This is a genomic window from Acidimicrobiales bacterium (assembly GCA_025455885.1).
Lineage (GTDB): Bacteria > Actinomycetota > Acidimicrobiia > Acidimicrobiales > Acidimicrobilacustridaceae > Rhabdothermincola_A.
Map to the genome: position 1 here is coordinate 25,060 of JALOLR010000002.1, position 26,554 is coordinate 51,613.

Consider the following 26,554-nt stretch of genomic DNA (forward strand, 5'->3'; position numbering starts at 1 on the left):
GGCGAGTCGCCGGGGTCAGGCGGGGGTGCGGCGTCGCCGGGACCCGAGGATCACCAGTCCCGCTCCGGTGACGAGGAGAGCGAGGGCCGCGCCGAGGAGTGGCCCCGTGGACGAGCCCGTGAACGGCAACGTGCCGGCCACGACGACCGGGGTGGCGCCCGTCGGAACCGGGCCGGCGCGGCTCGGGGCGACCGGCTCCCCGGTGGCCTCGGGGACCGCGGCGACGCCGTCGAGCTCGAGGACGACCGTGAGGGCGTCGAGATCCGAGCCGGCCTCGTAGAAGCCGGAGAAGGCCGGCGAGCCTGCTTCGGTGAGGGTCGCGCCCACCTCGGCCCACGTGACGGTGGTGCCGACACGGGTGGCCCCGGCCCGGACGACGAGCTCGGCCAGCACGACGTCGTCGTAGACGATCGGGGTCGCCGCGATGGCCGCCGGGACGGCGACCGGCGATCCCGTGAGCGGAACCGACCTGACGTCGGCCTGCAACCGGCCGGTGCCCGTCCCCAGGTCGACCCGGAGATCGGAGAGCTCGAGGTCGAGGAGCCCTCCGTGACCGGAGAAGCGGACGGTGCCGGCGAAGCCGGCCGAGGCGATCCCGCCGTCGGGCGACACCTCGCCGCCCTCCGCGGGGAAGCGGAAGGTCGTCCCGCCGTCGGTCGCGCCCCCGCCGACCGTCACCGCGCCCTGGGCGATCCCTCCGGTGATGTAGCTGCGAAACGACGTCTTGACGCCCCAGTCGAGGTGCCCTCCGATCACCTGCAGTGGGCCGGCGGGAGGCGCCGTCCCCGGGGCGGTCGGGGCAGTCGGATCGACGGGATCGACGGGATCGACGGGATCGACGGGATCGGTGGGATCCGTCGGGTCGACCGGATCGACAGGGTCCACGGGGTCCACCGGGTCGACCGGATCGACGGGGTTCACGGGGTCGAGCGGATCCGCGGGCGGCGGCTCGGGCGCGAACGAGACAGGGACGACGAGCTCGTGGCTCGGGTTGGCGGGCCCGCCGGCGGCGAACGTGTAGACGCCGTAGTTCCCGGGCTCGGACTCCAGGAGCGACGCGTCGAGGGTGGCGGTGAAGGAGCCGTCGGGGGCCAGATCGACGCGCTGGCCGGGCGGGAGCGGGACGCTCGAGGTCGAGGTCGTGGGGACGGCCCACTTCGTCGAGATCTGACGTCGTGCCGTGGAAGGCGCGCCGTTCGAGGGTCGCCAGTCGTCGAGGAACTTGCCGAACACCACGTAGATCCCTGCCGGCTGCCCGGCGAACGGCGGGCGGGTGCCCACGTTGGCGGTCGGGTCGAAGCCGGTGCCGGTGACGGTGATCGTCTCGCCGGCACGGGCGAGGTCGACGGTGCGATTCACCTGGAGCGCCGGCGCGAGCACGGCGGCCGACTTCGACCCTGCCTCCGGGGACGACCCCCCCTCCGCCCTGGCGGGAGCGCCGAGGGCCAGCAGGAGCAGCGCCACCAGGACGGCGCTGACGGGTGCGATCCGGCGCCGACGCCCAGCCGATGAGCGACGAGCGGTGATGACGTGCATGGCGGTGGCCTCCGGGTCGCGATGCCGGTGTCTCGATCACCGACACCAAGTGTTAGGTATACCTACTACAAGATGTCAGAACCCGCAACTCCGGCTGGTCGTCGTCGCCGAGGCACCACCACCACGGACCCGTCGTCGAGGCAGGCGACGGCGATCTCCTGTCGGTACACGGCCGTCAAGCACTCGCCCCGGAGCACCTCGCCCGGCGTTCCGGCGGCGACCACCCCACCATCGGCCACGATGACCACCCGATCGGCGAAGGCGGCTGCGGCGGTGAGGTCGTGCAGTACGACCACGGCGGCGTCGCCGGCGTCGACCCGGGCCCGGAGCAGGCCCATGGCCAGCTCCTGGTGGTGGAGGTCGAGCGCGGCGGTGGGCTCGTCGAGCAGGATGAGCGTGGTCCGCTGGGCGAGGGTGCGCGCCAGCGCCACCCTGGCGCGCTCCCCCCCCGACAGGGTCGGCACGGCACGACCGGCCAGATGGGCGACGTCGGTGGCCACCATCGCCGCCGCCACCTCCCGGTCGTCGTCGTCCTCGAACCGTGTCTCGCGCCACGGGCTCCGGCCCATGCGGATCACCTCGTCCACCCGGAAGGGGAAGGCCACGCCGGCGTCCTGGAGCATCACCGCACGACGGCGCGCCAGGTCGAGCGGACGCCACTCCTCCACCGGGCGTCCGTCGAGCACGACCCGGCCGCCCTCGGGGCGCCGGTCCCCGGCGAGCACGGCGAGCAGCGTGGACTTCCCTGCCCCGTTCGGACCGACGATGGCCACCAGCTCACCCGTCGTCACGCCCAGCTCGACGCCGTCGAGCACCGTCCGACCGCCGAGGGCCACCGTGACATCGCTCATCTCTGCGATCAGGCCGCCGCCCGGTCGGTGACCGGGCAGGTCCGCAGGCCCGATCGCGGGCGATCGCCGGACCCGGCTCCGGAGGCTCACGCCCACCCCCCCTGACGCGCCCGCGTCCGCCGGAGCAACCAGAAGAAGAACGGGGTGCCGAGCAGAGCGGTGAGCACGCCGAGTGGGATCTCGGCAGGGGCCACCACGGTACGGGCCACCAGGTCGGCGGCGACCACGACGACCGACCCGCCGAGCGCCGACGCGACGAGCAGGGCACGGTGGCCCGGGCCGGCCAGCATCCGCACGAGGTGGGGCACGACGAGGCCCACGAACAGCACGATCCCGGACACGGCGACCGCGGCCGCGGTGAGCACGGCCACGATCACCATCATCCGCACCCGGAGCCGCTCGACGTCCACGCCGAGGTGACGAGCGGGTCGCTCACCGAGCGCCAGGAGGTCGAGACCCCGTGCGTGGCCGACGGCCATGACGATGCCCACGACGGCCAACGGTGCGACCGCCGCGACCTTGGGCCACGTCGCCTGTGCGACGCTGCCGAGCTGCCAGAAGGTGATGCTGCGCAGCTCGGCATCGGTCGACACGTACATGAGGAGGCCGATGACCGCCCCGGCCAGGGCGTTGACGGCGACACCGGTGAGGATGAGGGTGACGACCTCGGTCCGGCCCTCCGAGCGCGCCGCGAGGTAGACCGCGACGACGGTGACCAGACCCCCGAGGAACGCCGCCACGCTCAGGCTCCACAATCCGAGCAGGGTGAACCCGACCACGATGGCGGCCACGGCACCGAGCGCCGCGCCCGCCGAGACCCCGACCACCCCCGGCTCGGCGAGCGGGTTGGCGAACGTTCCCTGCATGGCGGCCCCGGCGCAGCCGAGGGCCGCACCGACGACGACGGCCAGGGCCACCCGCGGGAACCGGATCTCCCAGAGCACCGACTCCGCGGTGCCCGTGGGGGCGGTGCCGATGCTCACCCCAGTCCGTTCGAGCACCGAGACGACGACGTCCAACGGGGGGATGGCGTACGCGCCGATGGCCCCTGCGAGCACGATCAACACGACGAGCGCAACGACCAGGACGCCGATCAGGACGGGAGCCCGCAGCACCGGGCGGCCGAGCTCGGCGACGCGCTCGAGCTCGCTCGGCGGGGCGGGCGGCCGGCTCGAGCCCAGCCCCGGCCCCCTCGGCGAGGACGGCGCCCCCACCGAGGCGTCGGTGTCGGTCACCGCGGCACCTCGTCGGTGTCGTGGATCCCGCGGGACAGCTCGGCCAGCGCGAGCGGCGTGCGGGTGCCGAAGCTGTAGAGCACCCCATCGTCGAGCGCCACGATGCGCCGATCGGTCCCGGCCGGGGTCTGGGCGATGCCCGGGAGGGCGGCCAGGCCGTCGATCCCTCCGACCGAGTCGAGGCCGGACCGCGTCACGAGCACCACGTCGGGGGCCGCCTCCACCAGCGCCTCGCTCGTCAGGGGCGTGAAGGGCCTCGACAACCCGATCTCCGTGCCGGCGTCGTCGCCACCGGCCGCCTCGATCATGGCGTCGGCCCCCGACCCCGGGCCGCCGAGCAGGTACACCCCTGCCGAGCCGCGGACGTAGAGGAAGGCGACGCGGGGCCGGTCCCGTCCCTCCGGGACCGACTCGGCGACCGCGGCGATCCGGTCCTCGAGATCGGCGACCACCCGCTCGCCGGCCTCGGGCACGCCGAGCGCGGCGGCGACGGTGCGGGTCCTCGGTCCGATGTCACCGAGACTCGTGGGGGCGTCGAGCACGACGACGGGAACTCCCGCGGCGCGCACCTGGTCCAAGGCCTCCGGGGGACCGGTGTCCGTCTGGGCCAGCACCACGGTCGGCTGCAACGACAGGACCGCCTCGGCGGACACGTCGTGACCGTCGGTCACCACCGGGAGCCCGTCGGCGCCGGCGAAGGTGGCCGACTCGTCCCGCCCCACGAGGGCGTCACCGAGGCCGAGCGCGACGACGATCTCGGCAAGGTTTCCCCACAGCGGGAGGATCCGGGAGGCGTCGGTGACCGTCACCGACGCTCCGTCGGCGGAGGTGACGATGGCCGGCAGCTGGGGCACGGGGGCCTCCGCCAGGCTGGACACCGGGGCGGTGGCGGCTTCGGGGGCACCGGTCGCGCCGTCGTGCCCGCACCCGGCCAGCGCGAGGACGACGGCGGCGAGGCCTGCGGCCAGACCGCGCCGTGCGACCCGGGTGGGCACCTTCGGGGTCATCACGTCACGACCCGGACCGTCGGGCCCGGCGCAGGAGGGTGACACCGACCGCGGCGGCCCCGACCACGAGGGCCACGACGACACCGGCAAGTGCCACGGGCGGGTCCGAGCCCCCGGAGCCGCCGTCGTCGGACAGCACCGTGAGGTCGCCCGCCAGCTCGTCCTCGTCGCCGGGGAGCGTGGTCGGGGACGGCTCGGGCGCCGGTGGGTCGATCGCAACCGCCTCGGGGGCGATCGACGGGTCCGGCACGGGGGCCGCCGGAGCCGGCCCGACGGCCGCCGTCGGCGGGGGCGCCACCGGTGGCGGAGGCGGAGGGGACGGGGACGGAGGGGGCGGGGGCGGGGGCGGGGGCGGGGGCGGGGCAGCGAACGACACGGGTACGACGACGTCCTGGCTGCGGTCCGATGACCGGGTGTGATCGGCGCGGGTCGTCACCGCGCAGCGCTGGACCCTGCAATCCGTGCTGGCGTCGAGCATCGCCGCCGGCCGCAGGGTGACGGCGAAGGAACCCCCGGGGCCCCACGGCGTCGTCAGGCCGACCGCGTAGGGCGGCGGGTTGGAGGAGATCCAGTGGGACAACCCGCCGGAGCCCCCCGTGGCCACGCCCCCACCACACGGCGACGGGGCCCGGCCCGGGGGCGGGACCACGCAGAAGGCCACGTAGACCCCCTTGGTGACGTCGAAGCACGATCCGGTGACCGAGACGACCTCGCCGCCGGGCGCGAGGTCGACCGTTCGCGAGACCGACAGCGACGGGCTGCACTGAGCCTGTGCGGGTGCCGGGCCTGCGGCCTCCCCGGCCACGACGACACCACCGGCCCCCGCCAGCACGACGACCAGGACCGACCCCAGCCGACCGACCCTCGACGGTCGCGGGATCCCGACGCCGGGCAGGGGATTCCGGCTCGAGCGCCGGGTGGGCATCCGCATGGGTCCTCCTCGCTCCCACCACCCCGTCGTGCACCGGATGGGAGGTGTGCGACAGATAGTAGTAGGCATACCTAATACTTTGGTGTAAAGATACTTAACCTCAACTCGGGGTCGGTGCGCAAAGCGCCCGACGAAGCGGAGGAACCGTGACGACGACATCGGGAACGACGACGGAGCAGCCCTTCTCGGAGGCCGTGAAGCAGGCGAGCTGGGAGGTCCACGAGCACGCGGAGCAGTCCCCCTTCATGCAGGCCCTCCTCGGGGGACACCTCGACGCCGCCGGCTTCGCCGCCCTCGTCGCGCAGTACCACGCGGTCTACGTCGAACTCGAGAGGGTGGGCGCGCTGCTGGTCGACGATCCGGTCGCCGGCCCGTTCATCGCCCCGGAGCTCCTGCGGGTCCCCGCGCTGGAGGCCGATCTGCTCGCCCTGCTCGGCCCCGACTGGCCCGCGCAGGCGGTCGCGACCCCTGCCACGGAGGCGTACCGGGCGCGGCTGGCAGAGGTCGCATCGTGGCCGGGGGGATTCGTGGCCCACCACTACGTGCGCTACATGGGTGACCTCTCGGGCGGTCAGGTCATCCGTCGGGTCGTCGAGCGCACCTACGACATCGACACCCACGGGGGAACGAGCTTCTACGTCTTCGACGAGATCGACGACCTGCGGGCGTTCAAGGCTCGCTACCGCGACCGCCTCGATGCCGTGCCCTGGTCGGCCGCGGAGCGCGCGGCGGTGATCGACGAGGTCGTGGCCGCCTACGACCTCAACAGCGCCGTGCTCCGGTCGCTCACCTGAGCGCCGTCACCCGACGACGAGACCGACCAGCGCCACCACACCGGTGACGGCCAGCAGCACGACAACGAGGCCCCGGAACCGATCGGGGGCGATGCGTCGCCGGTGGCGCACGCCCACGGCGAATCCGAGGGCCAGGCCGGGCAGGGAGGCGAGGAACAGCACCACGACGTCACGGTCGTAGCGGCCGGTGAGGGCGAAGAGCGCGACCGTGAGGGCCCCCTGGAGCGCCAGCACCGCGCTCAGGGTGCCCCGGAAGACCGGAGGGGCGAGGTGGCGGACGTGCAACGCCATCACCAGAGGTGGACCGTTCGTCGCGAGCGCCGTGTTGAGCGCGCCGCTCACCGCGCCGGCCCCGAGGTCGACCCCGGGACCGGCCCGACGCAGCCGTATCCCCCGCACGTTGACGACCAGGAACACGGCGATCACGGCGACGAGGAGGATCCGCAGCTGGCGCTCGGACACCACGAGCAGCACCGCGAGCCCGAGGGGAGCCCCGACGAGGCCGCCCAGCACCATCCGTCGGATCGTCGGGCGGTCACCGTGATGGCGTTCGCTGACGGCCTGGCCGGTCGACGTCAACAGTCCCAACGACGCCGACAGCACCACCGCCGACTCCGGGGGGACGACGAGGGAGAGCACCGGAACGGCCATCAGCGCGAACCCGAAGCCGGTCATCGTCTGCACCGTGGCCGCCACGGCGACCAGCAGCGCGGCTCCCACGACCAGGCCGGGGCTCATCGTGGTCAGGTCACGTCGAGCGCCACGAGGTCGGCCATCGTCTCGCGGCGCACCACGAGGCGGGCGACGCCGTCGGCCACGAAGACCACCGCCGGCCTCGGGACCTTGTTGTAGTTCGACCCCATCGAGTGGCCGTACGCGCCCGTGACCGGTGTGGCGACGACGTCGCCGACGGCGAGGTCCTCCGGCACCAGGGCGTCACGGACGATGACGTCGCCGGACTCGCAGTGCTTGCCCACCAGGGTCACCCTCCGGGAGCGGTCGGCCTCGACCGCTCCGGGGGAGAACACCTCGTACCCGCTGCCGTACAGCACCGGGCGGGGGTTGTCGCTCATCCCCCCGTCGACCGACACGTACGTGCGGATCCCCGGGATCTCCTTGATCGTGCCGACGGTGTAGAGGGTCAGCCCGGCGCGGGCCACGAGCGCCCGGCCGGGCTCGGCGGTCACCGCCGCGGTGATACCCGCCGCGCCGACGGCGCGGTGCACCGCCGCCCCCCACTCGGCGATCCCGGGGGCCGACTCCCCCTCGACGTAGGCGACACCGAGACCTCCGCCGACGGACAGCTCGGGCAGGTCGTGGCGGCGTACGAACGGGGCGAGCGCCTCGACGGCCATCTCGAAGAAGCGGGCGTCGAAGACCTGTGAGCCGATGTGGGCGTGGAACCCCCGCAGGTCGAACGCCGGCGACGCGGCCACGCGGGCCACCGCCCGCTCGGCGTCGCCCGACGCCAGGCCGAAGCCGAACTTGGAGTCGTCCTGACCGGTCCGCACGAACTCGTGGGTGTGGGCCTCCACCCCCGGCGTCACCCGCAGCAGCACCCGGGGGGCGGGGTGACCCTCGCTGACGAGGGCCTCGATCCGGTCGATCTCGTCGAACGAGTCGACGATGACCCGCCCGACACCTTCGTCGAGCGCGCGGCGGAGCTCGTCGGCGCTCTTGTTGTTGCCGTGGAGCACCAGGCGGTCCGGTGGGACCCCGGCCACCCGGGCCACGTGGTACTCGCCCCCCGTGGAGACGTCGAGGTTGCACCCCTCCTCGACGGCCAGCGCGGCCATGGCAACGCACAGGAAGGCCTTGGTGGCGTAGTTGACCCCCGGGCCGAACGCCGCCACCGCCTCGCGGCACCGCGCCCGCAACGTCGCCTCGTCGTAGACGAACAGCGGTGTGCCGAACCGCGCCGCCAGCTCGAGGGTGTCGCACCCGCCGACGAGGAGCCGGCCGTCGGGCCCGACCTCGGCGGTGTCGGGCAGCAACGAGAAGGGGAGCCGGCTCACATCTGTTCCGGTGCGCTCACGCCGAGGAGGTCGAGCCCGATCGCGAGGCCCACCGCGGCCGCTTCCACGAGCCAGAGGCGGGCCTGGGTGAGCTCGGGCTCGACGCCCTCCCCCAGCACGTAGCAGTCGTGGTAGAAGCCGTGCACCGCGCCGGCCAGCTCCCTGACCCAGGTGGTCACCCGGTGCGGCGCGCGGTCGGCGGCCGCCGAGACGACGGTGTCCGGGAGCTCGGAGAGCACCCTGAGGATCTCGAGCTCGCGGGGGTGGTCGAGCAGGGAGCGGTCGACGGCGGCGAAGGGCACCCTCACCACGTCGCGCTCGACCGCCACCCGCTCGATCGAGCGGATGCGGGCGTAGGCCATCTGCACGTAGAAGACCGGGTTGTCCATGGCCCGGCTCTTGACGAGGTCGTAGTCGAAGGTCTGGGTGGAGTCGATCGACTGGAGCAGGTAGGTGAGCCGTGCGGAATCGGCCCCCACTTCGTCGAGGACGTCCGACAGCTCGACGATGTCGCCGGCCCGCTTGGAGAACCTCACCGGTTCGCCGCCCCGGAGGAGGTTGACGAGCTGGATGATGGCGCACTCGAGCTCGTCGGGATCGTGGCCCAGCGCCTGCATGGCGGCCTTCATGCGGGGGACGTAGCCGTGGTGGTCGGCGCCCCACACGTCGATCAACAGGTCGTGACCCCGGGCGTACTTGTCACGGTGGTAGGCAATGTCGGGGAGCAGGTAGGTGTACTCGCCGTCGCTCTTGACGAGCACCCGGTCCTTGTCGTCGCCGAAGTCGGTCGAGCGCAACCACACCGCTCCGTCGTGGTCGTACACCACCCCACGCTCGCGGAGGTCGTCGAGGGTGGTGCCGATGGCGCCGGAGGCCACCATCGAGCGCTCGCTGAACCAGGTGTCGAAGTGCACGTTCATCCGCTGCAGCGTCTCGCGGTGGTCCTCGACCGCCCGGGCCTCGCCCCACTCGAGCAGATCGGCGCCCTCGGGGATCTCGGCGGCCCAGTCGACGATGTACTGGCCCTGGTAGCCGCCTTCCGGGGGATCCTCCCCCCGCTGGCGGGCGGCCAGCGACGCCACGAACAGCTGCATCTGCGTGCCGCGGTCGTTGAGGTAGTTCTCCCGGCTCACCACGTGGCCGGTGCGCTCGAGCACCCTGGCCAACGAGTCGCCGTAGGCGGCGCCCCGACCGTGCCCGGCGTGCAGCGGCCCGGTGGGGTTGGCGCTCACGAACTCGACGAGGACGCGGGCCCCACCACCGACGTCGACCCGGGCGTAGTGGTCCACGCCGGCCTCGACCACGTCGGCGAGCACGTCGTGCAGCCAGGAGTCGGCCAGTCGGAAGTTCACGAACCCCGGGCCGGCGACCTCGACGGCGGTGACGTGGTCGGGGAGGCCGGCGTCGAGGATCTCGGCGATGCGCCCTGCGAGCTCGCGGGGGTTCCACCCCGCCTTCTTGGCGACGGTCAGGGCCACGTTCGACGACCAGTCGCCGTGCTCGCGCCGCGCCGGCCGCTCGAGGGTCACCGTCGCCGGCATCGGGGTGACCTCGAGGGTCGAGAGCGCGACGCGAAGGGCGTCGGCGAGCTGATCGCGGATCACGGGTGCTCCGGGAGGACGGACGGGAACGGGCGGCCGAGCCTACCGTCGGCCCTCCACCGCACCGGGGGGTTTGACCGGGGCCGCGCACCGGACCCACCCCGTCTCGGCGTGACCGACGACCGCCCCGACCCGTGGAATAGGGGCCGGGGCGGTGGCATTGTCGACCACGGGCCCCGGCAGGGTCCGCTCCCCCGCCAACCACCGTTCCCCCCGGAGGCGTCGTGTTCCACAGGCTCGGTTCGTGGTGCCACCGGCACCGCCTCGCGGTGGTGGTCGCGTGGGTCGTCGTCCTGGTCGGGGCGAACGCGCTGACCGGCTTCGTCGGCCGGGACTTCTCCCAGGACATCGGGCTCCCGTCGGTGGAGTCGAAGGCCGGCCTCGACCTGCTCGACGCCGAGTTCGGCGGCCAGGGGGCGGGCGAGTCGGGCACCATCGTCGTCCAGGCCGCTCGGGGCATCGACGATCCCTCCGTGCGGGGCCCGATGGAGGCCTACCTCGCCCGGGTGGACGCCATCCCCGGCGTCGACGTGTCCAGCCCCTACACGTCCGGCAACGAGCGCCAGGTGGCCCCCGCCGCCGGGGGGGACGGGCAGGTCGCCTACGCCGCCGTGGAGATCATCGACGCGGAGACCGACGTCGGGACCGACCGGCTCGCCGAGGAGATCACCGCCGACGCCCCCGAGGTCGACGGACTGACCGTCGAGTACGGCGGGATGATGTTCGCCACGTTCGAGCCGCCGGCCTCGGAGCTGCTCGGGCTGGCCTTCGCCATCGTGATCCTCATCCTCGCCTTCGGGTCGGTGCTGGCCATGGGCCTGCCGATCGGGGTGGCGCTGGCCGGCGTCGGCGTGGGGGCCGCGCTCATCGGCCTGCTCTCGAACGTGGCCACCGTCCCCGAGTTCGCCACCACCCTCGGCGTGATGATCGGGCTGGGCGTGGGCATCGACTACGCCCTGTTCATCGTCACCCGCTACCGCGAGCAGCTGCGCGCCGGCCACCCCGTCGGCGAGGCGATCGCCATCGCCATCGACACCTCGGGACGGGCGGTGGCCTTCGCGGGGCTCACCGTCGTGATCTCGCTCCTCGGCATGCTCCTCATGGGGATCTCGTTCGTGAGCGGGCTCGGCCTCGGCGCCGCGTCCGTGGTCGCCGTGACGATGGTCGCCTCCCTCACCCTGCTGCCGGCGCTGCTGGGCTTCGCCGGCCCACGGGTCGAGCGCACCCGCTGGCGGGGCCTCGTCGCCGCCGGCCTCGTGGCCGTGGCCCTGGTGGGCGCCGCGCTGCGCATCTCGCCGCTCCTGGTCGGTCTGCCGCTGGCCGTCGTGGTCGTCGCCGCCGGCTCCGCGATCGCCCCGCTGCGAAAGGAGGTGCGACGCCGGCCGCCGAAGCCCGTCGACGAGACGATCGCCTACCGATGGAGCCGAGGCGTCCAGCGCCACCCGTGGGCGGTGGCCGTCGTCAGCACCGCCGCCCTCGTGGTGCTGGCCCTGCCCGTGCTGGGCCTGCGCCTCGGATTCTCCGACCAGGGCAACGACCCGGTCGGCACGACCACCCGTGACGCCTACGACCTGCTCGCCGAGGGGTTCGGCCCCGGGTTCAACGGGCCGCTCACGGTGGTCACGGCCCTTCCCGACGGCACCTCGCCCGAGGCGCTCGCCCCCGTCGGCGCCGCCCTGGCCACGACCCCCGGGGTGGCGTTCGCATCCCCGGCGATCCCGAACGACCCGACCTCGCCCACCGCCGTGCTCTGGCGCGTCGTCCCGGACACGGCTCCCCAGGAGGAGGCGACCGCCGACCTCGTGCGCCGCCTCCGCAGCGAGGTCCTCCCGGCCGCCGAGACCGTCCCCGGGGTCGAGCCGGTCGTCACCGGGTCGGTCGCCATCCAGGTCGACTTCTCCGACTACCTCGCCTCACGGCTCCCGATCTTCTTCGGGGTCGTCCTCGGGCTGTCGTTCCTGTTGCTGATGGCCGTCTTCCGCTCACTGCTGGTGCCGCTCAAGGCGGTCATCATGAACCTCCTTTCGATCGGCGCCGCCTACGGGATCATCGTGGCGGTCTTCCAGTGGGGGTGGGGAGGCAGCGTGATCGGCATCGCCGGGGCTCCCATCGAGCCGTTCATCCCGATGATGCTCTTCGCCATCGTGTTCGGCCTGTCCATGGACTACGAGGTGTTCCTGCTCTCACGCATCCGCGAGGAGTACGACCGCACCGGCGACCCGCACACGTCGGTCGCCGACGGCCTGGCCGCCACGGCGCGGGTGATCACCGCCGCCGCAGCGATCATGGTCGTGGTGTTCGGGAGCTTCCTGCTCGAGGACCTCCGGGTCATCAAGCTGTTGGGGGCGGGACTGGCGGTGGCGGTGCTGCTCGACGCCACCGTGGTCCGGATGCTGCTGGTCCCCGCGACGATGGAACTGCTCGGCGACCGGAACTGGTGGCTGCCGGGATGGCTCGACCGGGTGCTCCCCCGCATCGACGTCGAAGGGCACGCAGCCACGGTCGGAGGCGACGACGACACCCCGGACCCGGGTCCCGGTGGGTCACCGCCCGACGGCCCCGGACCGCCGCGGACCCCCGACGACGACCGGCAGCTGACCGGCGTCGGCTGACGCCCGACGGGCCGGTGGTCGACCCGCCGGGGACGGGCCCTTCCCGGACCGACCCCCGGGGCGCGACACTGGCGCCATGAGGACCATCGGCAACATCTTGTGGACCGTCCTGGCCGGGATCTGGCTGGCCATCGGCTACGTGATCGCCGGGTTGGCCTTCTGCATCACCATCATCGGCATCCCCTTCGGCATCCAGGCCTTCAAGATGGCGGGGTTCGCGCTGTGGCCGTTCGGCCGGGTCATCGTCGACCGCGACGGTCGGGTCGGCGTCTTCTCCACCATCGCGAACGTCATCTGGCTGGTGCTGTTCGGGTGGGCGCTGTTCCTGGCCTGGATCGTCTCCGGGGTGCTCCTCTGCATCACCATCATCGGCATCCCCTTCGGGATCCAGGCCTTCAAGCTGTCCGTCTTCGCGCTCTGGCCGTTCGGCCGGACCATCGTCGAGGACCGCGACTACCGGGCCGGACGCCTGGCCTGAACCCCGTGACGCCGGCCTCCGGCCCCCCACGCCCGCCGGCGGTGTGGGGGCCAGGCGCTATCGTGGCGCTCCGGCCGTTCCGGCCGGTGTCGGCGTCGCCCGACCCCCGCCCTCGTAGCTCAGGGGATAGAGCATCGGCCTCCGGAGCCGTGTGCGCAGGTTCGAATCCTGCCGAGGGCGCTCACGAGCCCGACCGACGCCGACCTTCGGCGGGTCGTGCTTCCGGGGCTCTGGTGGCCCCGGACGTCGTGCGGACCGGGGGGCTCGCCGTGGGGACAGGATGGCGGCACCGATGGATCGCATGAACCCGATCGACGTCTCGTTCCTCCACATCGAGGACAGCGATCGGGCCGCCGGGCTGCACATCGGTTCGATCGGCATCTTCGAGGGACCCCCTCCACCGCAGTCCCGGATCAGCGCACTCGTGGACGGGCGCCTCGACCTCGTACCCCGCTACCGCCAGCGGGTCGTGACCGTGCCCATGGGGCTCGGGCGGCCGGTGTGGGTCGACGACGACGCCTTCGAGCTCGACTACCACCTGCGACGGACGGCGTTGCCCTCCCCGGGCGACGAGGAGACCCTTCGCCGGCTCACCGGGCGCATCATGTCCCAGCGCCTCGACCGCACCAAGCCGCTCTGGGAGATCTGGATCGTCGAGGGGCTCACCGGCGACCGGTGGGCGATGATCTCCAAGGTCCACCACTGCATGGTCGACGGCGTGTCGGGCAGCGAGCTGCTCGCCGTCATCCTCGACCTCGTGCCCGAGCCCCCCGAGCCCGTCCCGAGCACCTGGGTCCCCCAGCACCCGCCGTCGTCGGCCGAGCTGGCCGCCGACGCGCTCTGGGAGCTCGCCACCAGCCAGTACGAGCAGCTCCGTGCGTTCGGGTCGGCGTTGCGCCGACGCAACCAGCTCGTCGAGGACGCCCGCACGCTGCTCACCGGCATCGCGTCGCTGCGCGACGTCACCGCCCCCACGCCCGACCTCACGCTCACCGGGCCGGTCGGACCCCACCGCGAGGTGGCCTGGGCGTCGGCACCCCTCGCCGACGTCAAGCGCGTCCGCGCCGAGTTCGGGGGCACCGTCAACGACGTCGTGCTGACCGCGATCGCCGGGGGCTTCCGCGCCCTCCTGATGAGCCGTGGCGCTCCCCTCGACGAGGGTGGGGTGCGCAGCCTGGTCCCCGTGTCGGTGCGCGCCACGAGAGCCGACGGAGCGGCCGCCGGTGACGGGCAGCTGGACAACAAGATCTCCGGGATGTTCGCCGTCCTGCCGGTCGCCGAACCCGACCCGGTGGTCCGCCTCGAACGCGTGCGGATCCAGCTGGCGGGCGTCAAGGACTCGCACCAGGCGGTGGCCGGCGAGGCCCTCACCTCGGCCACCGGCTTCGCGCCACCGGCCCTTCTGGCCCTCGGCACGCGGCTGGCGTCGCGGCTGGCGGCACGGACCTCGAACGTCCACACCGTCACCACGAACGTGCCCGGTCCGCAGATCCCGCTCTACCTGGGTGGGCGACGCATGCTCACCGCGTACCCGTACGTGCCTCTCGGGGCGCCGCTGCGCACCGGGGTGGCGGCCTTCTCCTACGACGGGACCGTGACCTTCGGCGTCACCGGGGATCGCGACAGCGCCGGCGACGTGGCCGTGCTGGCCGAGGGCATCGCCGAGTCGCTCGACGCCCTGGTCGAGGCGGCCGGCGGCTGAGCGCACCGGCCACCGGACCATCGGACTCCCGCGCCGACACGGCGAGCGGGCAGAACAGCTAGCGGCAGTCGGCGCCCTCGGGCGCCGGCGGAGGGGCGACGCCCTCGATGCCGGTCATCTCCTCGGGGTCGTCCGCCGCGTCGCTGGTGGCGGCGGTGACCCGCCCGTCGACCACGGTGGTGGACGGAGAGGTGGTGGCCGGGTCCGCCGGCGGGCGGGCTTCGGGCAGCACCGTGGTGAAGTCCGTGCCGGTCACGAGGACGACGGGCGCGGCGGCCCCTTCGAGGGACTCGTCCTCCTCGAGGACGGCCCCCGAGGCCACCTGGCGGGCCACGAGATCGGCCTGGCGCTCGAGACCCGGCGCGTGGCGGACCACCGTCCGGGCGGACCTCGTCGACGCGTCGGCCGTGACCGAGGCCTCGTAGCCCATCGCGGCGAGCGCCCGCGACACGGTGGTGGCCTGCATCTCGGCGCCGCTGCCGTTGCTCACCGCGACCGTGACCGAGTCGGGCGACACGGTGCCCGGCGGCAGGCCCCGGAACACGTTGAGCGTCTCCTCGGCGAGCGTCTCGTCGAGGCGCAGCACCGAGGCGCCCCCGTTGGTCATGTAGGGGGTGACGGGCAACGCGTGGGTGACGATCTGGTCGCCCGAGAAGCCCTTGAACGCCCGAGCCAGATCGATCATGTCGCCGACGGTGAGCTCGCTGTCGACCGTGAGGTTGTCGGCGGTCGAGCTGACGATGTCGTTGATCGCCTTCACGTCGAGGCTGCCGAACCGGTCCTGGGAGCGGTCGATCATCGCCCGCATGAGGACCTGCTGGCGGTTGATGCGGCCGAGGTCCCCGGTCGGGTCGCTCGCCCAGCGGTCCCGGTCGTCCTTGTACTCCAGATGGCGGGCCCGGGCGAAGGCCAGACCCTGCTCCCCGTTCAGGTTCACGCACCCGAGCTCGTACTGGTAGAGGCCGGTGTGCTCGTCGCGCATCGGGCTGTCGAAGAACATGGGCACGCCGCCCACGGCGTCGACGATCCCCTTGAAGCTCTTGAAGTTGATCTCGACGTAGTGGTTGATCTCGATGCCGAAGTCGGCCTGCAGCGTGTCGATGAGCGCCTGGGGCCCGTTGCCGGTGTACGCCGTGTTGATCCGCTGGTTCTCCCCGCTCGGCATGATCGGGATCCACAGATCGCGGGGGAACGAGAGCAGGTCGATCGTCGTGGCCTGCGGATCGACCCTCGCGATCATGATCGTGTCGGCCCGCTGACCGGTCTGGTCGGCGCCGGCCTCGTTGAGGAAGGCGTCGGCGTCGGCGTCGCCGTCGGCGACGACGTCACGGCTGTCCGAGCCGACGATCAGGAAGTTCTGCGGCCCGCCGAGGCTCTCGGCGAGGGCGAGGTCCTCCTGACCGATCTGGTTGAAGCGGTACCAGCCGTAGCCGAGCACCCCACCGGCGGCCACGAGGACCACCACCGCCACCACGCCGAAGCCGAGGAGCACCCGTTGCCAGGTGGAGCGTCGGGGTCGACGGGCGCGAGCGGGGCTGGGTGCCGGCTGGGACGGCATCGGGGGGACAGCGGACATGACCCGTCGATCGTATCGGCCGAGGTCGGCGCGATCGGGTCACCTGCGGTGTGCGTTCGAACACACCCGGGTCAGGTGGCGGCCTTCGGCTCCTTCGGCAACCCGAGCACCCGTTCGCCGACGATGTTGCGCTGGATCTGCGACGTGCCCCCCCAGATGGTCTCCGAACGGCTGAAGAAGAACGACGACTGCAGGGCGTTCGCCGGGTACCGCGCGCTGGTCCGTCGCCGGCCGTAGCCGGGCACGGACTCCTCCACGGAGGGGTCGCCGAGGAGGATCTGGCCCTCCATGCCCAGGATGTCCATGGCCAGTGCCATGACCTCCTGGTGGTACTCGCTCCAGAACATCTTGTTGGTCGCCCCGAGCGCGGTGACCCCCCGGTCCTTCTTCCCCGAGATCACCGTGGCCAGTGAGCGCAGCCCGTTGATCCGCATGATCTGGACCTTGCTGTGGCATCGGGCCAGGCGCTGGCGGATCAGCGGGTCGTGGACGGCCCCGTTGGCGCGGGCCAGCTCGATGACGTGGTGCAGCTCGGTCTCGAAGCGGCGGTGCCCGGTGGTGGCCGAGCTGCCCCGCTCGAAGCCGAGCGTGGTCATGGCGACCGCCCACCCGTTGTTCAGCCCCCCGACCACGTTCTCCACGGGACAGCGGGCGTCGGTGAAGAACACCTCGGCGAACTCGGCGGCGCCGTCGATCTGGTTGATGGGCCGTACCTCGACGCCGGGCTGGTCCATCGGGCACAGGAGGTAGGAGATGCCCTTGTGCTTCGGTGCGTCGGGGTCGGTACGGCACAGGACGAAGACGTAATCGGCCACGAAGCCCTGGGTCGTCCAGATCTTCTGGCCGTTGATGACCCACTCGTCGCCGTCGCGGACCGCCCGGGTGCCGAGCGCGGCCAGGTCCGACCCGGCGTCGGGCTCGGAGAAGCCCTGGCACCAGGCGATGGTGCCCGAGAGGATGCGGGGCAGGAACTCCTTCTTCTGCTCCTCGGTACCCCACTGCAGGATGGTCGGCCCCACGAGGGTGTCGCCGAAGAAGTCGGCACGCATCGGGGCCCCGGCCCGCGCGAACTCCTCGTTCAGCACGACGGCCTCCATGGTGGTGAGGCCCTTCCCTCCGTACTCCTTCGGCCAGGTCGCGCAGATCCATCCACCCTCGAAGAGCTTGCGGGTCCACTCCTCGCTCCACGCCGCCCGCTCGGCGTCGCCCATCCGAAACCCGGGCTCGAACCAGCCGTCGGGCAGGTTCTCCTCCAGCCAGGCACGGGCCTCGGCGCGGAAGGCATCGGTCTCGGGCGGATAGGTCAGGTCCATGCCGCCATTCTCGGCCGGTCCCCGCAGTCGTGCCAGACGGACGGCACCGGGTCGACGGCGGCCGGGGCGGGACCCCCCCCCCCGCAGGCCGGTGCCGGTGAGGGCGTCGTTGCCCGGGTTCACTAACCTCCGGGCATGACGACGACCGACGCAGCCGCCCCCTCGCCCGCGCCGGCCAAGCCGGAACGCTGGACGTTCCAGTGGAAGGAGCTCTACAGCGAGGTCATCACCTCGGGGCTCTGCACGGGCTGCGCCGGATGCGTCATCTCCTGCCCGCACGACGTGATCGGCTACGACCACACCGCCGGCGGGTACAAGCCCTTCCACCTCGAGGAGGAGCTCGGGCTCGACAACTGCCTCCACGGGGAGAAGGGGTGCACGAGCTGCACGCGGGCCTGCCCCCGCTTCCGGCTCTGGGAGCCCCAGGCCGACGAGCACCTCTTCGGGCGCACCCGGGAGGACGACGAGGTCGCCGGCGTCCACGGCGACATCCTGCTCACCAGGGCCAGCGACGACATGGTCCACGAGATGGGCCAGGACGGCGGGCTGGTGTCGGCCATCCTCATCTGGGCGATGCGCGAGGGCTACATCGACGGGGCGCTGACGTCGTACCTCGAGGGCGGCGACGCCGCCAGCTGGAAGGCGGTGCCCGGCGTGGCCACCAACCGCGACGAGGTGCTGGCCGCCGCCGGGAGCCGCTACACCTACTCGGCCAACACCCTCGCCCTCGACGAGGCCCTCGAGCGGGGGCTGAAGCAGCTCGCGCTGGTCGGGATGAGCTGCCAGTCCTCGGTGCCGCCCGTGATGTGGAGCCGCAAGATCGGCAAGATCGGCAAGCCGATCGTGTTCAACATCGGGCTCCTGTGCTCGAAGACCTTCGACGACGCCATCTTCGAGGAGCTCTTCGAGGCGAAGTACCGCCTGGCCAAGTCCGAGATCGTGAAGATGAACATCAAAGGGGTCTTCCAGATCTGGATGCGCGACGGGAGCTACCACGAGGTCAACCTGAAGGAGTGCCACGCCTGGACGAGGGAGGGCTGCACGCACTGCCCCGACTTCGCCGCCGAGCACGCCGACATCTCCACCGGGGGGATCGGCAAGGACAACGACTGGACGCTCACCATCGTCAGGACGGACCTCGGTCGGGAGATCATCACGCGGATGATCGCCGACGGATCGATCATCGCCCGCCCGGGCGACGAGGACCCGGGCGCGATCGCGCTGATGCGCAAGCTGGCCGAGAAGAGCCGGTCGCGCTGGCCGAAGTGGGCCGAGCCCGGCGTCCGCCTCGGCCTCCCCGAGAAGAAGGCCCCGGCGAAGGCCGGGGCGGGAGGCTGACCGCTTCCCGCGTGGCGACCTAGCCGTCGCGGGCCACTCCGCCGGGGGTGGTGTCCTGGGAGACGGGCGGCAGCGAGGTCGTCGTCTCGGTCGGGAGCGTCGTGGCCGAGCCACCCGTCGGGCCGGACCGTGCGCACGCCTTCAGGTCGTCCTGCACGGCGGCCGGGAGCGTGTTGAACGCCTCTCCCGGGTTGTCGCCCTCCAGGTCGTCGTTGAGCTCGATGAAGGTGGGGCCCACGTACCCGGGCTTCGAGGTGTCGTCGGAGTTGAACGGCACCTGATCGACGAACACCTGGAACTGGCACTCGCACTGCGGCTGGGAACCACCGGCCACGTCGGGCGAGAGCGTGTCGTCGGTGACGGCGAGGGTGTCGTTGGTGAGGTTCACGTAGCGGTTGAGGCAGCCCTCGAGGAAGTTCTGCTCCACGACGGCGTCGTCGTACGACGTCGGGGTGTTGCTGGGGGCGCACGCCGTGAGGCCGAGCGCGACCACCGCGGCCAGCCCGGCCATCCTGGCGCCCGTTCGTCGCTGCATGTTCTGGAACCGTCCTCGTCGTGGAGTCCGGGAGAGCCCGGGCCGCCGGACACCGTATCGGCTCACCGTGACGACCCGGAATCGGGGACGGGGCCACGCAGCCCTGCGAGGGTGGCGGCGCGCTCGAACGCCGCGTCGAGCATCGGCTCGGTGAGGCGCCCGGTGAACGTGTTCTGCTGGCTCACGTGGTAGCAGCCGAGCAGGGTGAGGCCCGACCCGAGCGCCACCTCGACCCCGTGGCCGAACCGGGGGCGGGGGCGGAGGTCGAAGTGGGCGGCGACGGCCGCGAAGCCCACTCCGCCGAGCGCCACGACGACCCGCATCGACCGCAGCAGGGCGAGCTCCCGGCGCAGGAACGGGGCGCACGCGGCGCGTTCGTCGGCCGTGGGTCGGTTGGCCGGCGGTGCGCAGCGCACGGGGGCGGTGACCCACGCTCCCCGCAGCCCGAGCCCGTCGTCGCGGTGGCGGCTCTCCGGTTGGTTGGCCAGGCCGGCCCGCCACATCGCGCCGAAGAGCCAGTCACCCGAGCGGTCCCCGGTGAACATGCGCCCGGTCCGGTTGGCGCCGTGCGCGGCGGGCGCCAGGCCGACGACGACGATGCGGGCGTCGGGGTCGCCGAACCCGGGCACGGGCCGACCCCAGTACTCCTGGTCGGCGTAGGCCGCCCGCCGCTCGCGCGCCACCTGGGCCCGCCACGCCACCAGTCGGGGGCACCGATCGCACGCGACGACGTCTGCGGCCACCGTCTCGAGCGAATCGTGCACCGACGGACCGTACCCAGCCAGGTCGGTCCTCGGGGACGACCTCGGTATCGTGACCCCGCTCATGGCTCCCCGACGCACGACCCCTCCGCCGACGATGGTGCTCCTGGTGCGCCACGGCCAGACGCCGACGACGGGCACCACCCTTCCCGGACGGGCCAAGGGGCTCCACCTGGCGGACAGCGGACGGGCCCAGGCGCAACGAGCCGCCGAGCGCATCGCCGCGCTGAAGAAGGTCACGGCGGTCTACGCGTCACCGCTCGAGCGGGCCCGCGAGACGGCCGCGCCGATCGCCGCGGCACGAGGGCTGCGGGTGATCCGCGAGCGCGGTCTGCTCGAGTGCGACTTCGGCGACTGGACGGGCGAGAAGCTCTCCAAGCTCAACAAGCTCCCGGAGTGGACGACGGTGCAGCGCTACCCGAGTGGGTTCCGCTTCCCCGGCGGTGAGTCGTTCGTGGAGATGCAGACCCGGATGTGCTCGACGATCGACCGCCTGGTGGCCCGCCACCCCGGCGAGACGATCGTGGCGGTCTCCCATGCCGACCCCATCAAGGGCGCGCTCGCCCAGGCCCTCGGCACCCACCTCGACCTCTTCCAGCGGATCGTCGTGTCGCCCTGCTCGATCTCGGTGGTGCTCTACGGGGCCGGCGGGCCGGCGGTGCTGGCCGCCAACTCCACCGGCGACGACCTCACCACGCTCGGTCTGTCGTGATGATCGAGTCGTTCGACTTCCCGAGCCCCGACCTGGTGATGCCGTGCACGATCGGCGAACCGGGTGACCGCCTCTTCCTGCTGCACGTCGTGCACGACCGGGTGCCCGTCCTCTTCAAGCTCGAGAAATCGCAGGTGGCGGCGCTGTGCGACTACCTCGCCGGCATCCTCGCCGACCTCCCGCCCATCGCCGAGGCCGACATCCCCGCGGCGTGCGGGCCCCCCGACCCGCAGTCGGCCATCACGTCGTGGCCGATCGGGTCTCTGGCCGTCGCCTACGAAGAGGACGACGACCGGATTCTGATCGTCGCCGAGCCGTTCGAGGACGCCGCGGACGAGGACGGGCTCGACGAGGGACTTCCCACGGCCCGCATCCGGATGACCCGCGCCCAGGTCGCCGGCTTCATCCGTGCCGGGCGCGAGCTGGTGGCGGCGGGGCGCCCGCCGTGCCCTCTGTGCGGCCAGCCCATGGGCCCCGGGAGGCATGCGTGCCCCCGCATGAACTGAGCGACCGGGAGCTGCTGGAGCGAGGACGGCTCGAGATCCTCGGGCGGATGCCCTGGAGCTCCAACGGGACCTTCCTCGCCGAGGCCTGCCTGGACGGCCGGACGACGAAGGCGATCTACAAGCCCCACCGCGGCGAGCGACCCTTGTGGGACTTCCCCGACGGCCTCTACCGGCGGGAGGTGGCCGCCCACGAGCTGAGCACGGCGCTGGGCTGGGAGCTCGTCCCCCTCACGATCGTCCGCGACGAGGGCCCTCTCGGGGTGGGGTCGCTCCAGGCGTTCGTCGACGCCGACTTCGAGCAGCACTACTTCACCCTCGTCGAGGACGAGGCCCACCACGAGACGTTCCGTCGCATGGCCGCCTTCGACTTCGTCGCCAACAACACCGACCGCAAGAGCGGCCACTGCCTCATCGACGGCGACGGTCACATCTGGGGGATCGACAACGGGTTGTCGTTCCACGCCGACTTCAAGCTGCGCACCGTCATCTGGGAGTTCGCCGGCGAGCCGCTCGACGACGCCGTGCTCGCCGACCTCGATCGCCTGGCCTCGGACGACCTCCCCGAGGCGCTCGTTGCGCTGCTCGGGGTGTTCGAACGTGACGCGCTCCAGGCCCGGGCGAGAGCGCTGGTGCGCAACGGCGAGCTCCCCACCGACCCGAGCGGGCAGCGCTACCCCTGGCCCCTGGTCTAGGTCGCGCACGCGGAACCGGAGGTTCCCCGGCGAGTTGACCGACCCGAGCTCCGCTCGGCGCTCAGGCCCCTCGGAGGGGAACCCTCCTGCAGGCCCTGTGCGGGGGCGATGCCCCCACACCCCCTGAGCGGGTGGCGACCTGGCGGCGCCACCCGCAGGGAACGGGGAGCCGGGTCAGCGGCCGTTGAGCGCCTCGAGGAGGGCGGGGAGCACCTTGTGCACGTCGCCCACGATGCCCAGGTCGCTGATCCCGAAGATGGGGGCCTCGGCGTCCTTGTTGATGGCGATGATGTTCTTGGAGCCCTTCATCCCGACCATGTGCTGCGTGGCCCCGGAGATGCCCGCGGCGATGTAGACGGTCGGCTTGACCACCTTGCCGGTCTGGCCGACCTGGTAGCTGTAGGGCACCCAACCGGCGTCGACGATGGCGCGGCTCGCACCCGGGGCGCCCTTGAGCGCCTTGGCGAGGTCCTCGATCATCTCGAACTTCTCGCTCTCGCCGAGCCCTCGCCCGCCGGCGACGACGATCGCGGCCTCGTCGAGGGAGGGGCCGGAGCGCTCCTCGACGTGCCGGTTGACGATCGTGGCCCCCCCGCTGCGGCCGGAGTCCGGCACGGCGATCGTCTCGACCCCGGCCGGTGCGCCACCGGACGGCTCGGCCGCGAAGGACTTCGGGCGGACGAGGACCAGGTAGGGGCCATCCGAGGTGAAGGTCGTCTTCACGTTGGTCGAACCGCCGAAGACCGGCTCGGTGGTGACGAGGCTGGAGCCCTCGACCTCGACGTCGACGTTGTTGGTGATGACGGTCCGGTCGAGCTTCACGGAGAGCCGACCGGCGACGTCACGACCGGTGTAGGAGGTCGGGAAGAGGATGGCGTCGGGGGCGTGGGTCGCCACGGCGTCGGCGAGGGCACCGGCGACGGGGACGCCGGGGAGCGCCCCGCCGAGGTCACCGGTGGTCAGCACCTTCGTGGCGCCGTACTCGCCGAGCACGGCGGCCACGGCATCGGCGTCGCCGCCGGCGTAGACGGCCTCGACGGTGTCGCCGAGCTCGCGGGCCTTGGTGAGGAGCTCGAGGGTGGCGGAGCTCGGCGTGGCGTCGGCCGCCTCGGCGAACACCCAGATCTTGGGAAGCGTCATTGTCATGTTCTCCTGTGACCTAGATGACCTTGAGGTTGTCGAGGTAGGCGACGATCTTCTCGAAGCCGGTGCCGTCGTCTTCGACGACCTCGCCGGCCTCACGGGCCGGGGCGTCCTCGATCGAGACGATCTCCTGGCGGGCGCCCGCCCAGCCGACCTGGCCGTCGAGCCCGAGGTCGGCGACGGTCAGGTTCTCGACCGGCTTCGACTTGGCGGCCATGATCCCCTTGAACGACGGGTAGCGGGGCTCCACCACGCCGGCGGTGACCGACACGACGGCGGGCAGCGGGCACTCGACGTCGTCGTAGCCGTTGTCGGTCTGGCGCTGCACCTTGGCGGTGGTGCCGTCGACCTCGATCTGCTTGGCGAAGGTGACCGACGGGAGGTCGAGCAGCGCGGCGATCTGCTCGGGCACCGTGCCCGTGTAGCCGTCGCTCGACTCGGTGGCGGTGAGCACGAGGTCGGCGCCCTCCACCCGCTCGACGGCCTTGGCCAGCACCTTGGCGGTGCCGAGGGCGTCGGTCCCGGCGAGGGCGGGGTCGCTGACGAGGATGGCCTTGGCGGCGCCCATGGCGAGGGCGGTGCGCAGCCCGCTCACCTCGTCGTTCGGGGCCATGGAGACGAGGGTGACCTCGCCGCCCCCGGCCGCGGTGACGAGCTGGAGGGCCATCTCGACCCCGTAGGAGTCCGACTCGTCGAGGATGAGCTTGCCGCTCCGATCGAGGGTCTTGGTGGTGGGATCCAACGAACCCGGGTCAGCCGGGTCCGGGATCTGCTTGACGCAGACGACGACGTTCATGCCCGCCATTCTCGGCCGTCAGTCGGCTGTGGGCCAAATTCCGCGGGGTGCTCGGGGCAGGGGACGGCGGAGGCGGGCCGGTCGGGCCTCCGCTACCGTCGCCGTCTCGTGCGCATCCTGCTCATCGTCAACGCCTCCGCCTCGTCGGTCACCGCCCGGGGCCGGGTGGTCATCGCCAAGGCCCTGGCGGCCGACCACCGCGTCACCGTGGCCGAGACCTCCCGTCGCGGGCACGCCACGCGCCTGGCGAGGGGCGCGGCGGCCGACGGCGCCGACCTGGTCGTGGTGCTCGGTGGGGACGGGACCCTGAACGAGGCCGCCAACGGCCTCGCCGGCACGGACACCGCGCTGGCGGCGCTCCCCGGCGGTTCGACCAACGTCTTCGCGCGGACGCTCGGCCTGCCCGACGACCCGATCGAGGCGACCGGCGTGCTGCTCGACGCATTGGCGCGGGGGGCCATCCGCCGTGTCGGTCTCGGTGTGGCCAACGGCCGCTACTTCCTCTTCCACGTGGGCATCGGCTTCGACGCCGCCGTGGTCGCCCAGGTGGAGCGGCGCGGCTCGCTGAAGCGCTGGGCGAGCCACGCGCTCTTCGCGTGGGCCGGAGTGGACACCTGGTTGCGCCACTACGAGCGCGACCGACCCCGCTTCGCGGTCCGCATCGAAGGACGCACCACCGTCGACGACGGGGTGTTCGCCATCTGCGAGAACACCGATCCGTACACGTTCGTCGGCACCCGGCCCTTCACCGTCGCCCCCGGTGCCGACCTCGACAACGCCCTCTTCGTGGTCACGTTGCGCACGCTCGACGCGATCCCGTTGCTCGGTGTCCTGGCCTCCGCCCTCGGCTCGGGACGGCGGATGCGTCGGAGCCGTCACGTGGCCGTCGGCGACGACGTCACGTCGATCGAGGTCGACGGGTACGGGCCGTTCCCCTACCAGGTCGACGGCGACTACCTGGGCGAGGTCGAGCAGCTCACGTTGCGCCACGAACCGGACGCGCTCGCCCTGGTCGTGCCCACCATGGCCTGACCGGGCGTCGCGGCCTGACCGGGCGTCGCGGCCTGACCGGGCGTCGCGGCCTGACCGGGCGTCGCGGCCTGACCGGGCGTCGCGGACAGACCGGGCGTCGTGAACTGGTCGGGCGTCGCCCGTCGGCTCACCGGAACCCGTCGACCACGGCCCGGGCGACGTCGGGCACGTTGGTGATGATCCCGTCGACGCCCATCGTCACGAGGTCCGCCATGCGGAGGGGGTCGTCGACCGTCCAGGCGTGCACCTCGATGCCGGCGGCGTGGGCCCGGACCACGAGGTCGGGGGTCACGAAGGGATCCCACGGGTTCACGCCTCGGTGCCCTCGGGCGACGGCCGCGGCGATCGGGTCGGGTTCCCGGTCGAGGTCGAAGGCCAACAAAGCGGTCGCCAACCCGGGCGCCTCGGCGCGGACACGGTCCACGACCGACCAGTCGAAACACGACACGACGAGCCCCGTGACGGGGCCGGGGTCGTGGAGCACGGCGATCGTGTCGGCCACGAGGCTCGCCCCGGCGGCGGTCGTGGGGGCCGGGTCGTCGGCCTTGATCTCGACGTTCACCCCCATCCCGGCGCACGCCTCGAGCGACGCCCGCAGCGTCGGCACCCAGTCGGGGAGGCGGTCGGCGACCGTGGCGGCAAGGGCCCGTCCGTCGGGGAGGTGCTCGTCGTGGTGGACCACCACCACACCGTCGGCGGTGCGGCGGACGTCGAGCTCGACCCAGTCGGCGCCCTGCGCCCGGGCGCCCCGGAAGGCGGCCAGCGTGTTGCCCGGAGGGTGGGCGGCCGAGGCGCCGCGGTGGGCGGTGACGACGGTCATCTCCCGACGCTACGACACCCCTCCGGGCGCCCGCTCGACCACGCCCCGCGGTGATCAGGATGTGACGAAGGTGACCCTTGTCAAGCACTCCCGGGACCGATAAGTTCCAGAGGTCCCAGCCACACGGATGCGTGCATCGCGGTGGCATGTGAACAGCTTCACGATTGCTCGGGCGTTCGGCCCTCGTCGTCGTGGGCCCGATCAGTGGAGGCACCGTGGCCCTCACCACGTCCCGCTCGTTGTCCCTGTCCGCCGCGTCCGACGACTGGCGTGACCTGTCGGCCTGCCGCGACACCGACCCCGACCTGTTCTTCCCGGTCGGGACCACCGGTCCCGCCGTCGAGCAGATCGAGAGCGCCAAGGCGGTGTGCGACACCTGCGAGGCCAAGGACCCGTGCCTCGACTTCGCCCTGACGACGAACCAGGACTCGGGGATCTGGGGCGGCACCTCCGAGGAGGAGCGCCGCAAGATCCGACGCCAGTGGCTGAGCGCCCGGCGCCGCGCCTCCTGACCCGAACCCCGACCGGCCGCCGCCGGTCCCCCGCACCACCGACGGCCTCCCTCCGG

25 protein-coding genes and 1 tRNA gene are annotated in these 26,554 nt (G+C 72.6%); 11 read left to right on the plus strand and 15 right to left on the minus strand.

From position 1 onward, the window contains the following. Nucleotides 1–15 precede the first annotated feature (15 nt). From MUE36_01710 to MUE36_01730, 5 genes are all read right to left on the minus strand, one after another. On the minus strand, nucleotides 16–1,536 hold the full coding sequence (locus MUE36_01710) for an HtaA domain-containing protein (protein ID MCU0309644.1): 1,521 nt from the start codon (nucleotides 1,534–1,536) through the stop codon (nucleotides 16–18). A gap of 65 nt (nucleotides 1,537–1,601) precedes the next feature. Continuing rightward, nucleotides 1,602–2,387 (minus strand): heme ABC transporter ATP-binding protein, encoded by a 786-nt coding sequence (locus MUE36_01715; GenBank protein ID MCU0309645.1) that lies wholly within the window; start codon nucleotides 2,385–2,387, stop codon nucleotides 1,602–1,604. A gap of 86 nt (nucleotides 2,388–2,473) precedes the next feature. Then, nucleotides 2,474–3,622, minus strand: coding sequence for an iron ABC transporter permease (locus MUE36_01720; GenBank protein MCU0309646.1), 1,149 nt, complete (start codon nucleotides 3,620–3,622; stop codon nucleotides 2,474–2,476). Further along, nucleotides 3,619–4,629 carry an ABC transporter substrate-binding protein gene (locus MUE36_01725; GenBank protein ID MCU0309647.1) on the minus strand — a complete coding sequence of 337 codons (1,011 nt, stop codon included), beginning with the start codon at nucleotides 4,627–4,629 and terminating at the stop codon, nucleotides 3,619–3,621. The genes MUE36_01720 and MUE36_01725 overlap by 4 nt, the downstream gene beginning before the upstream one ends. 4 nt (nucleotides 4,630–4,633) lie before the next feature. Then, on the minus strand, nucleotides 4,634–5,560 hold the full coding sequence (locus MUE36_01730; GenBank protein ID MCU0309648.1) for a hypothetical protein: 927 nt from the start codon (nucleotides 5,558–5,560) through the stop codon (nucleotides 4,634–4,636). A gap of 146 nt (nucleotides 5,561–5,706) precedes the next feature. Here MUE36_01730 and MUE36_01735 point away from each other — a divergent pair, with 146 nt between their 5' ends. Continuing rightward, nucleotides 5,707–6,354: a biliverdin-producing heme oxygenase gene (locus MUE36_01735; protein ID MCU0309649.1), complete on the plus strand. Its 648-nt coding sequence runs from the start codon at nucleotides 5,707–5,709 to the stop codon at nucleotides 6,352–6,354. Nucleotides 6,355–6,360: 6 nt separating this feature from the next. On the opposite strand, the gene MUE36_01740 is transcribed toward MUE36_01735, so the two are convergent. Genes MUE36_01740 through argS form a run of 3 tightly spaced genes read right to left on the minus strand, consistent with a single transcriptional unit; the run spans nucleotide 6,361 to nucleotide 9,973 of the window. Next, on the minus strand, nucleotides 6,361–7,092 hold the full coding sequence (locus tag MUE36_01740) for a sulfite exporter TauE/SafE family protein (GenBank protein ID MCU0309650.1): 732 nt from the start codon (nucleotides 7,090–7,092) through the stop codon (nucleotides 6,361–6,363). Nucleotides 7,093–7,097: 5 nt separating this feature from the next. Next, entirely contained in the window at nucleotides 7,098–8,369 is a 1,272-nt protein-coding gene (lysA, locus tag MUE36_01745; protein MCU0309651.1) for a diaminopimelate decarboxylase, read from the minus strand. Further along, a complete protein-coding gene (argS, locus tag MUE36_01750; GenBank protein ID MCU0309652.1) occupies nucleotides 8,366–9,973 on the minus strand; it encodes an arginine--tRNA ligase in 1,608 nt (535 codons plus the stop codon). The genes lysA and argS overlap by 4 nt, the downstream gene beginning before the upstream one ends. Nucleotides 9,974–10,194: 221 nt before the next feature. Between argS and MUE36_01755 the strand changes: the two genes are divergently transcribed. The 4 genes from MUE36_01755 to MUE36_01770 all read left to right on the plus strand — a co-directional run bounded on the left by MUE36_01755 (nucleotide 10,195) and on the right by MUE36_01770 (nucleotide 14,762). Beyond that, nucleotides 10,195–12,582, plus strand: coding sequence for an MMPL family transporter (locus MUE36_01755; GenBank protein MCU0309653.1), 2,388 nt, complete (start codon nucleotides 10,195–10,197; stop codon nucleotides 12,580–12,582). A 76-nt stretch (nucleotides 12,583–12,658) separates the two neighbouring features. After that, nucleotides 12,659–13,060: a YccF domain-containing protein gene (locus MUE36_01760; protein ID MCU0309654.1), complete on the plus strand. Its 402-nt coding sequence runs from the start codon at nucleotides 12,659–12,661 to the stop codon at nucleotides 13,058–13,060. A 108-nt stretch (nucleotides 13,061–13,168) separates the two neighbouring features. Then, a tRNA-Arg gene (locus MUE36_01765) sits at nucleotides 13,169–13,240 on the plus strand. 112 nt (nucleotides 13,241–13,352) lie between these two features. Then, complete coding sequence (locus tag MUE36_01770) at nucleotides 13,353–14,762, plus strand: wax ester/triacylglycerol synthase family O-acyltransferase (protein ID MCU0309655.1); 1,410 nt, start codon at nucleotides 13,353–13,355, stop codon at nucleotides 14,760–14,762. A gap of 58 nt (nucleotides 14,763–14,820) precedes the next feature. Here the strand turns inward: MUE36_01770 and MUE36_01775 are convergent, their stop codons facing one another. After that, on the minus strand, nucleotides 14,821–16,338 hold the full coding sequence (locus MUE36_01775) for an LCP family protein (GenBank protein MCU0309656.1): 1,518 nt from the start codon (nucleotides 16,336–16,338) through the stop codon (nucleotides 14,821–14,823). Between the two features lie 71 nt (nucleotides 16,339–16,409). Beyond that, the gene (locus MUE36_01780; protein ID MCU0309657.1) at nucleotides 16,410–17,651 is read right to left on the minus strand and encodes an acyl-CoA dehydrogenase family protein; all 1,242 of its coding nucleotides are present in this window, start codon (nucleotides 17,649–17,651) and stop codon (nucleotides 16,410–16,412) included. A 135-nt stretch (nucleotides 17,652–17,786) separates the two neighbouring features. Between MUE36_01780 and MUE36_01785 the strand changes: the two genes are divergently transcribed. Continuing rightward, nucleotides 17,787–18,989 carry a Coenzyme F420 hydrogenase/dehydrogenase, beta subunit C-terminal domain gene (locus tag MUE36_01785; GenBank protein ID MCU0309658.1) on the plus strand — a complete coding sequence of 401 codons (1,203 nt, stop codon included), beginning with the start codon at nucleotides 17,787–17,789 and terminating at the stop codon, nucleotides 18,987–18,989. Nucleotides 18,990–19,008: 19 nt separating this feature from the next. Here MUE36_01785 and MUE36_01790 read toward each other — a convergent pair whose 3' ends face one another. Together MUE36_01790 and MUE36_01795 are read right to left on the minus strand one after the other, a co-directional pair. After that, nucleotides 19,009–19,524, minus strand: coding sequence for a hypothetical protein (locus MUE36_01790; GenBank protein MCU0309659.1), 516 nt, complete (start codon nucleotides 19,522–19,524; stop codon nucleotides 19,009–19,011). A 62-nt stretch (nucleotides 19,525–19,586) separates the two neighbouring features. Then, nucleotides 19,587–20,288, minus strand: coding sequence for a uracil-DNA glycosylase (locus MUE36_01795; GenBank protein ID MCU0309660.1), 702 nt, complete (start codon nucleotides 20,286–20,288; stop codon nucleotides 19,587–19,589). 61 nt (nucleotides 20,289–20,349) lie between these two features. Here MUE36_01795 and MUE36_01800 point away from each other — a divergent pair, with 61 nt between their 5' ends. From MUE36_01800 to MUE36_01810, 3 genes are read left to right on the plus strand one after another with little or no spacing between them, the layout of a single operon-like run. Next, nucleotides 20,350–20,997, plus strand: a complete 648-nt coding sequence (locus MUE36_01800; protein MCU0309661.1) for an MSMEG_4193 family putative phosphomutase — start codon at nucleotides 20,350–20,352, stop codon at nucleotides 20,995–20,997. Continuing rightward, nucleotides 20,997–21,503, plus strand: coding sequence for a DUF3090 family protein (locus MUE36_01805; GenBank protein ID MCU0309662.1), 507 nt, complete (start codon nucleotides 20,997–20,999; stop codon nucleotides 21,501–21,503). The genes MUE36_01800 and MUE36_01805 overlap by 1 nt, the downstream gene beginning before the upstream one ends. Then, nucleotides 21,485–22,195, plus strand: coding sequence for an SCO1664 family protein (locus tag MUE36_01810; protein MCU0309663.1), 711 nt, complete (start codon nucleotides 21,485–21,487; stop codon nucleotides 22,193–22,195). The genes MUE36_01805 and MUE36_01810 overlap by 19 nt, the downstream gene beginning before the upstream one ends. Before the next feature lie 174 nt (nucleotides 22,196–22,369). Here MUE36_01810 and MUE36_01815 read toward each other — a convergent pair whose 3' ends face one another. Together MUE36_01815 and MUE36_01820 are read right to left on the minus strand one after the other, a co-directional pair. Then, a complete protein-coding gene (locus tag MUE36_01815; GenBank protein ID MCU0309664.1) occupies nucleotides 22,370–23,335 on the minus strand; it encodes an electron transfer flavoprotein subunit alpha/FixB family protein in 966 nt (321 codons plus the stop codon). Nucleotides 23,336–23,354: 19 nt separating this feature from the next. Next, nucleotides 23,355–24,134 (minus strand): electron transfer flavoprotein subunit beta/FixA family protein, encoded by a 780-nt coding sequence (locus tag MUE36_01820; protein ID MCU0309665.1) that lies wholly within the window; start codon nucleotides 24,132–24,134, stop codon nucleotides 23,355–23,357. A gap of 108 nt (nucleotides 24,135–24,242) precedes the next feature. On the opposite strand from MUE36_01820, the gene MUE36_01825 reads away from it, so the two are divergent. After that, nucleotides 24,243–25,166, plus strand: a complete 924-nt coding sequence (locus tag MUE36_01825; protein MCU0309666.1) for a hypothetical protein — start codon at nucleotides 24,243–24,245, stop codon at nucleotides 25,164–25,166. Between the two features lie 127 nt (nucleotides 25,167–25,293). Here MUE36_01825 and MUE36_01830 read toward each other — a convergent pair whose 3' ends face one another. Beyond that, on the minus strand, nucleotides 25,294–25,986 hold the full coding sequence (locus MUE36_01830; GenBank protein ID MCU0309667.1) for a glycerophosphodiester phosphodiesterase: 693 nt from the start codon (nucleotides 25,984–25,986) through the stop codon (nucleotides 25,294–25,296). A 245-nt stretch (nucleotides 25,987–26,231) separates the two neighbouring features. Here MUE36_01830 and MUE36_01835 point away from each other — a divergent pair, with 245 nt between their 5' ends. Beyond that, complete coding sequence (locus MUE36_01835; GenBank protein MCU0309668.1) at nucleotides 26,232–26,498, plus strand: WhiB family transcriptional regulator; 267 nt, start codon at nucleotides 26,232–26,234, stop codon at nucleotides 26,496–26,498. Nucleotides 26,499–26,554: the final 56 nt, after the last annotated feature.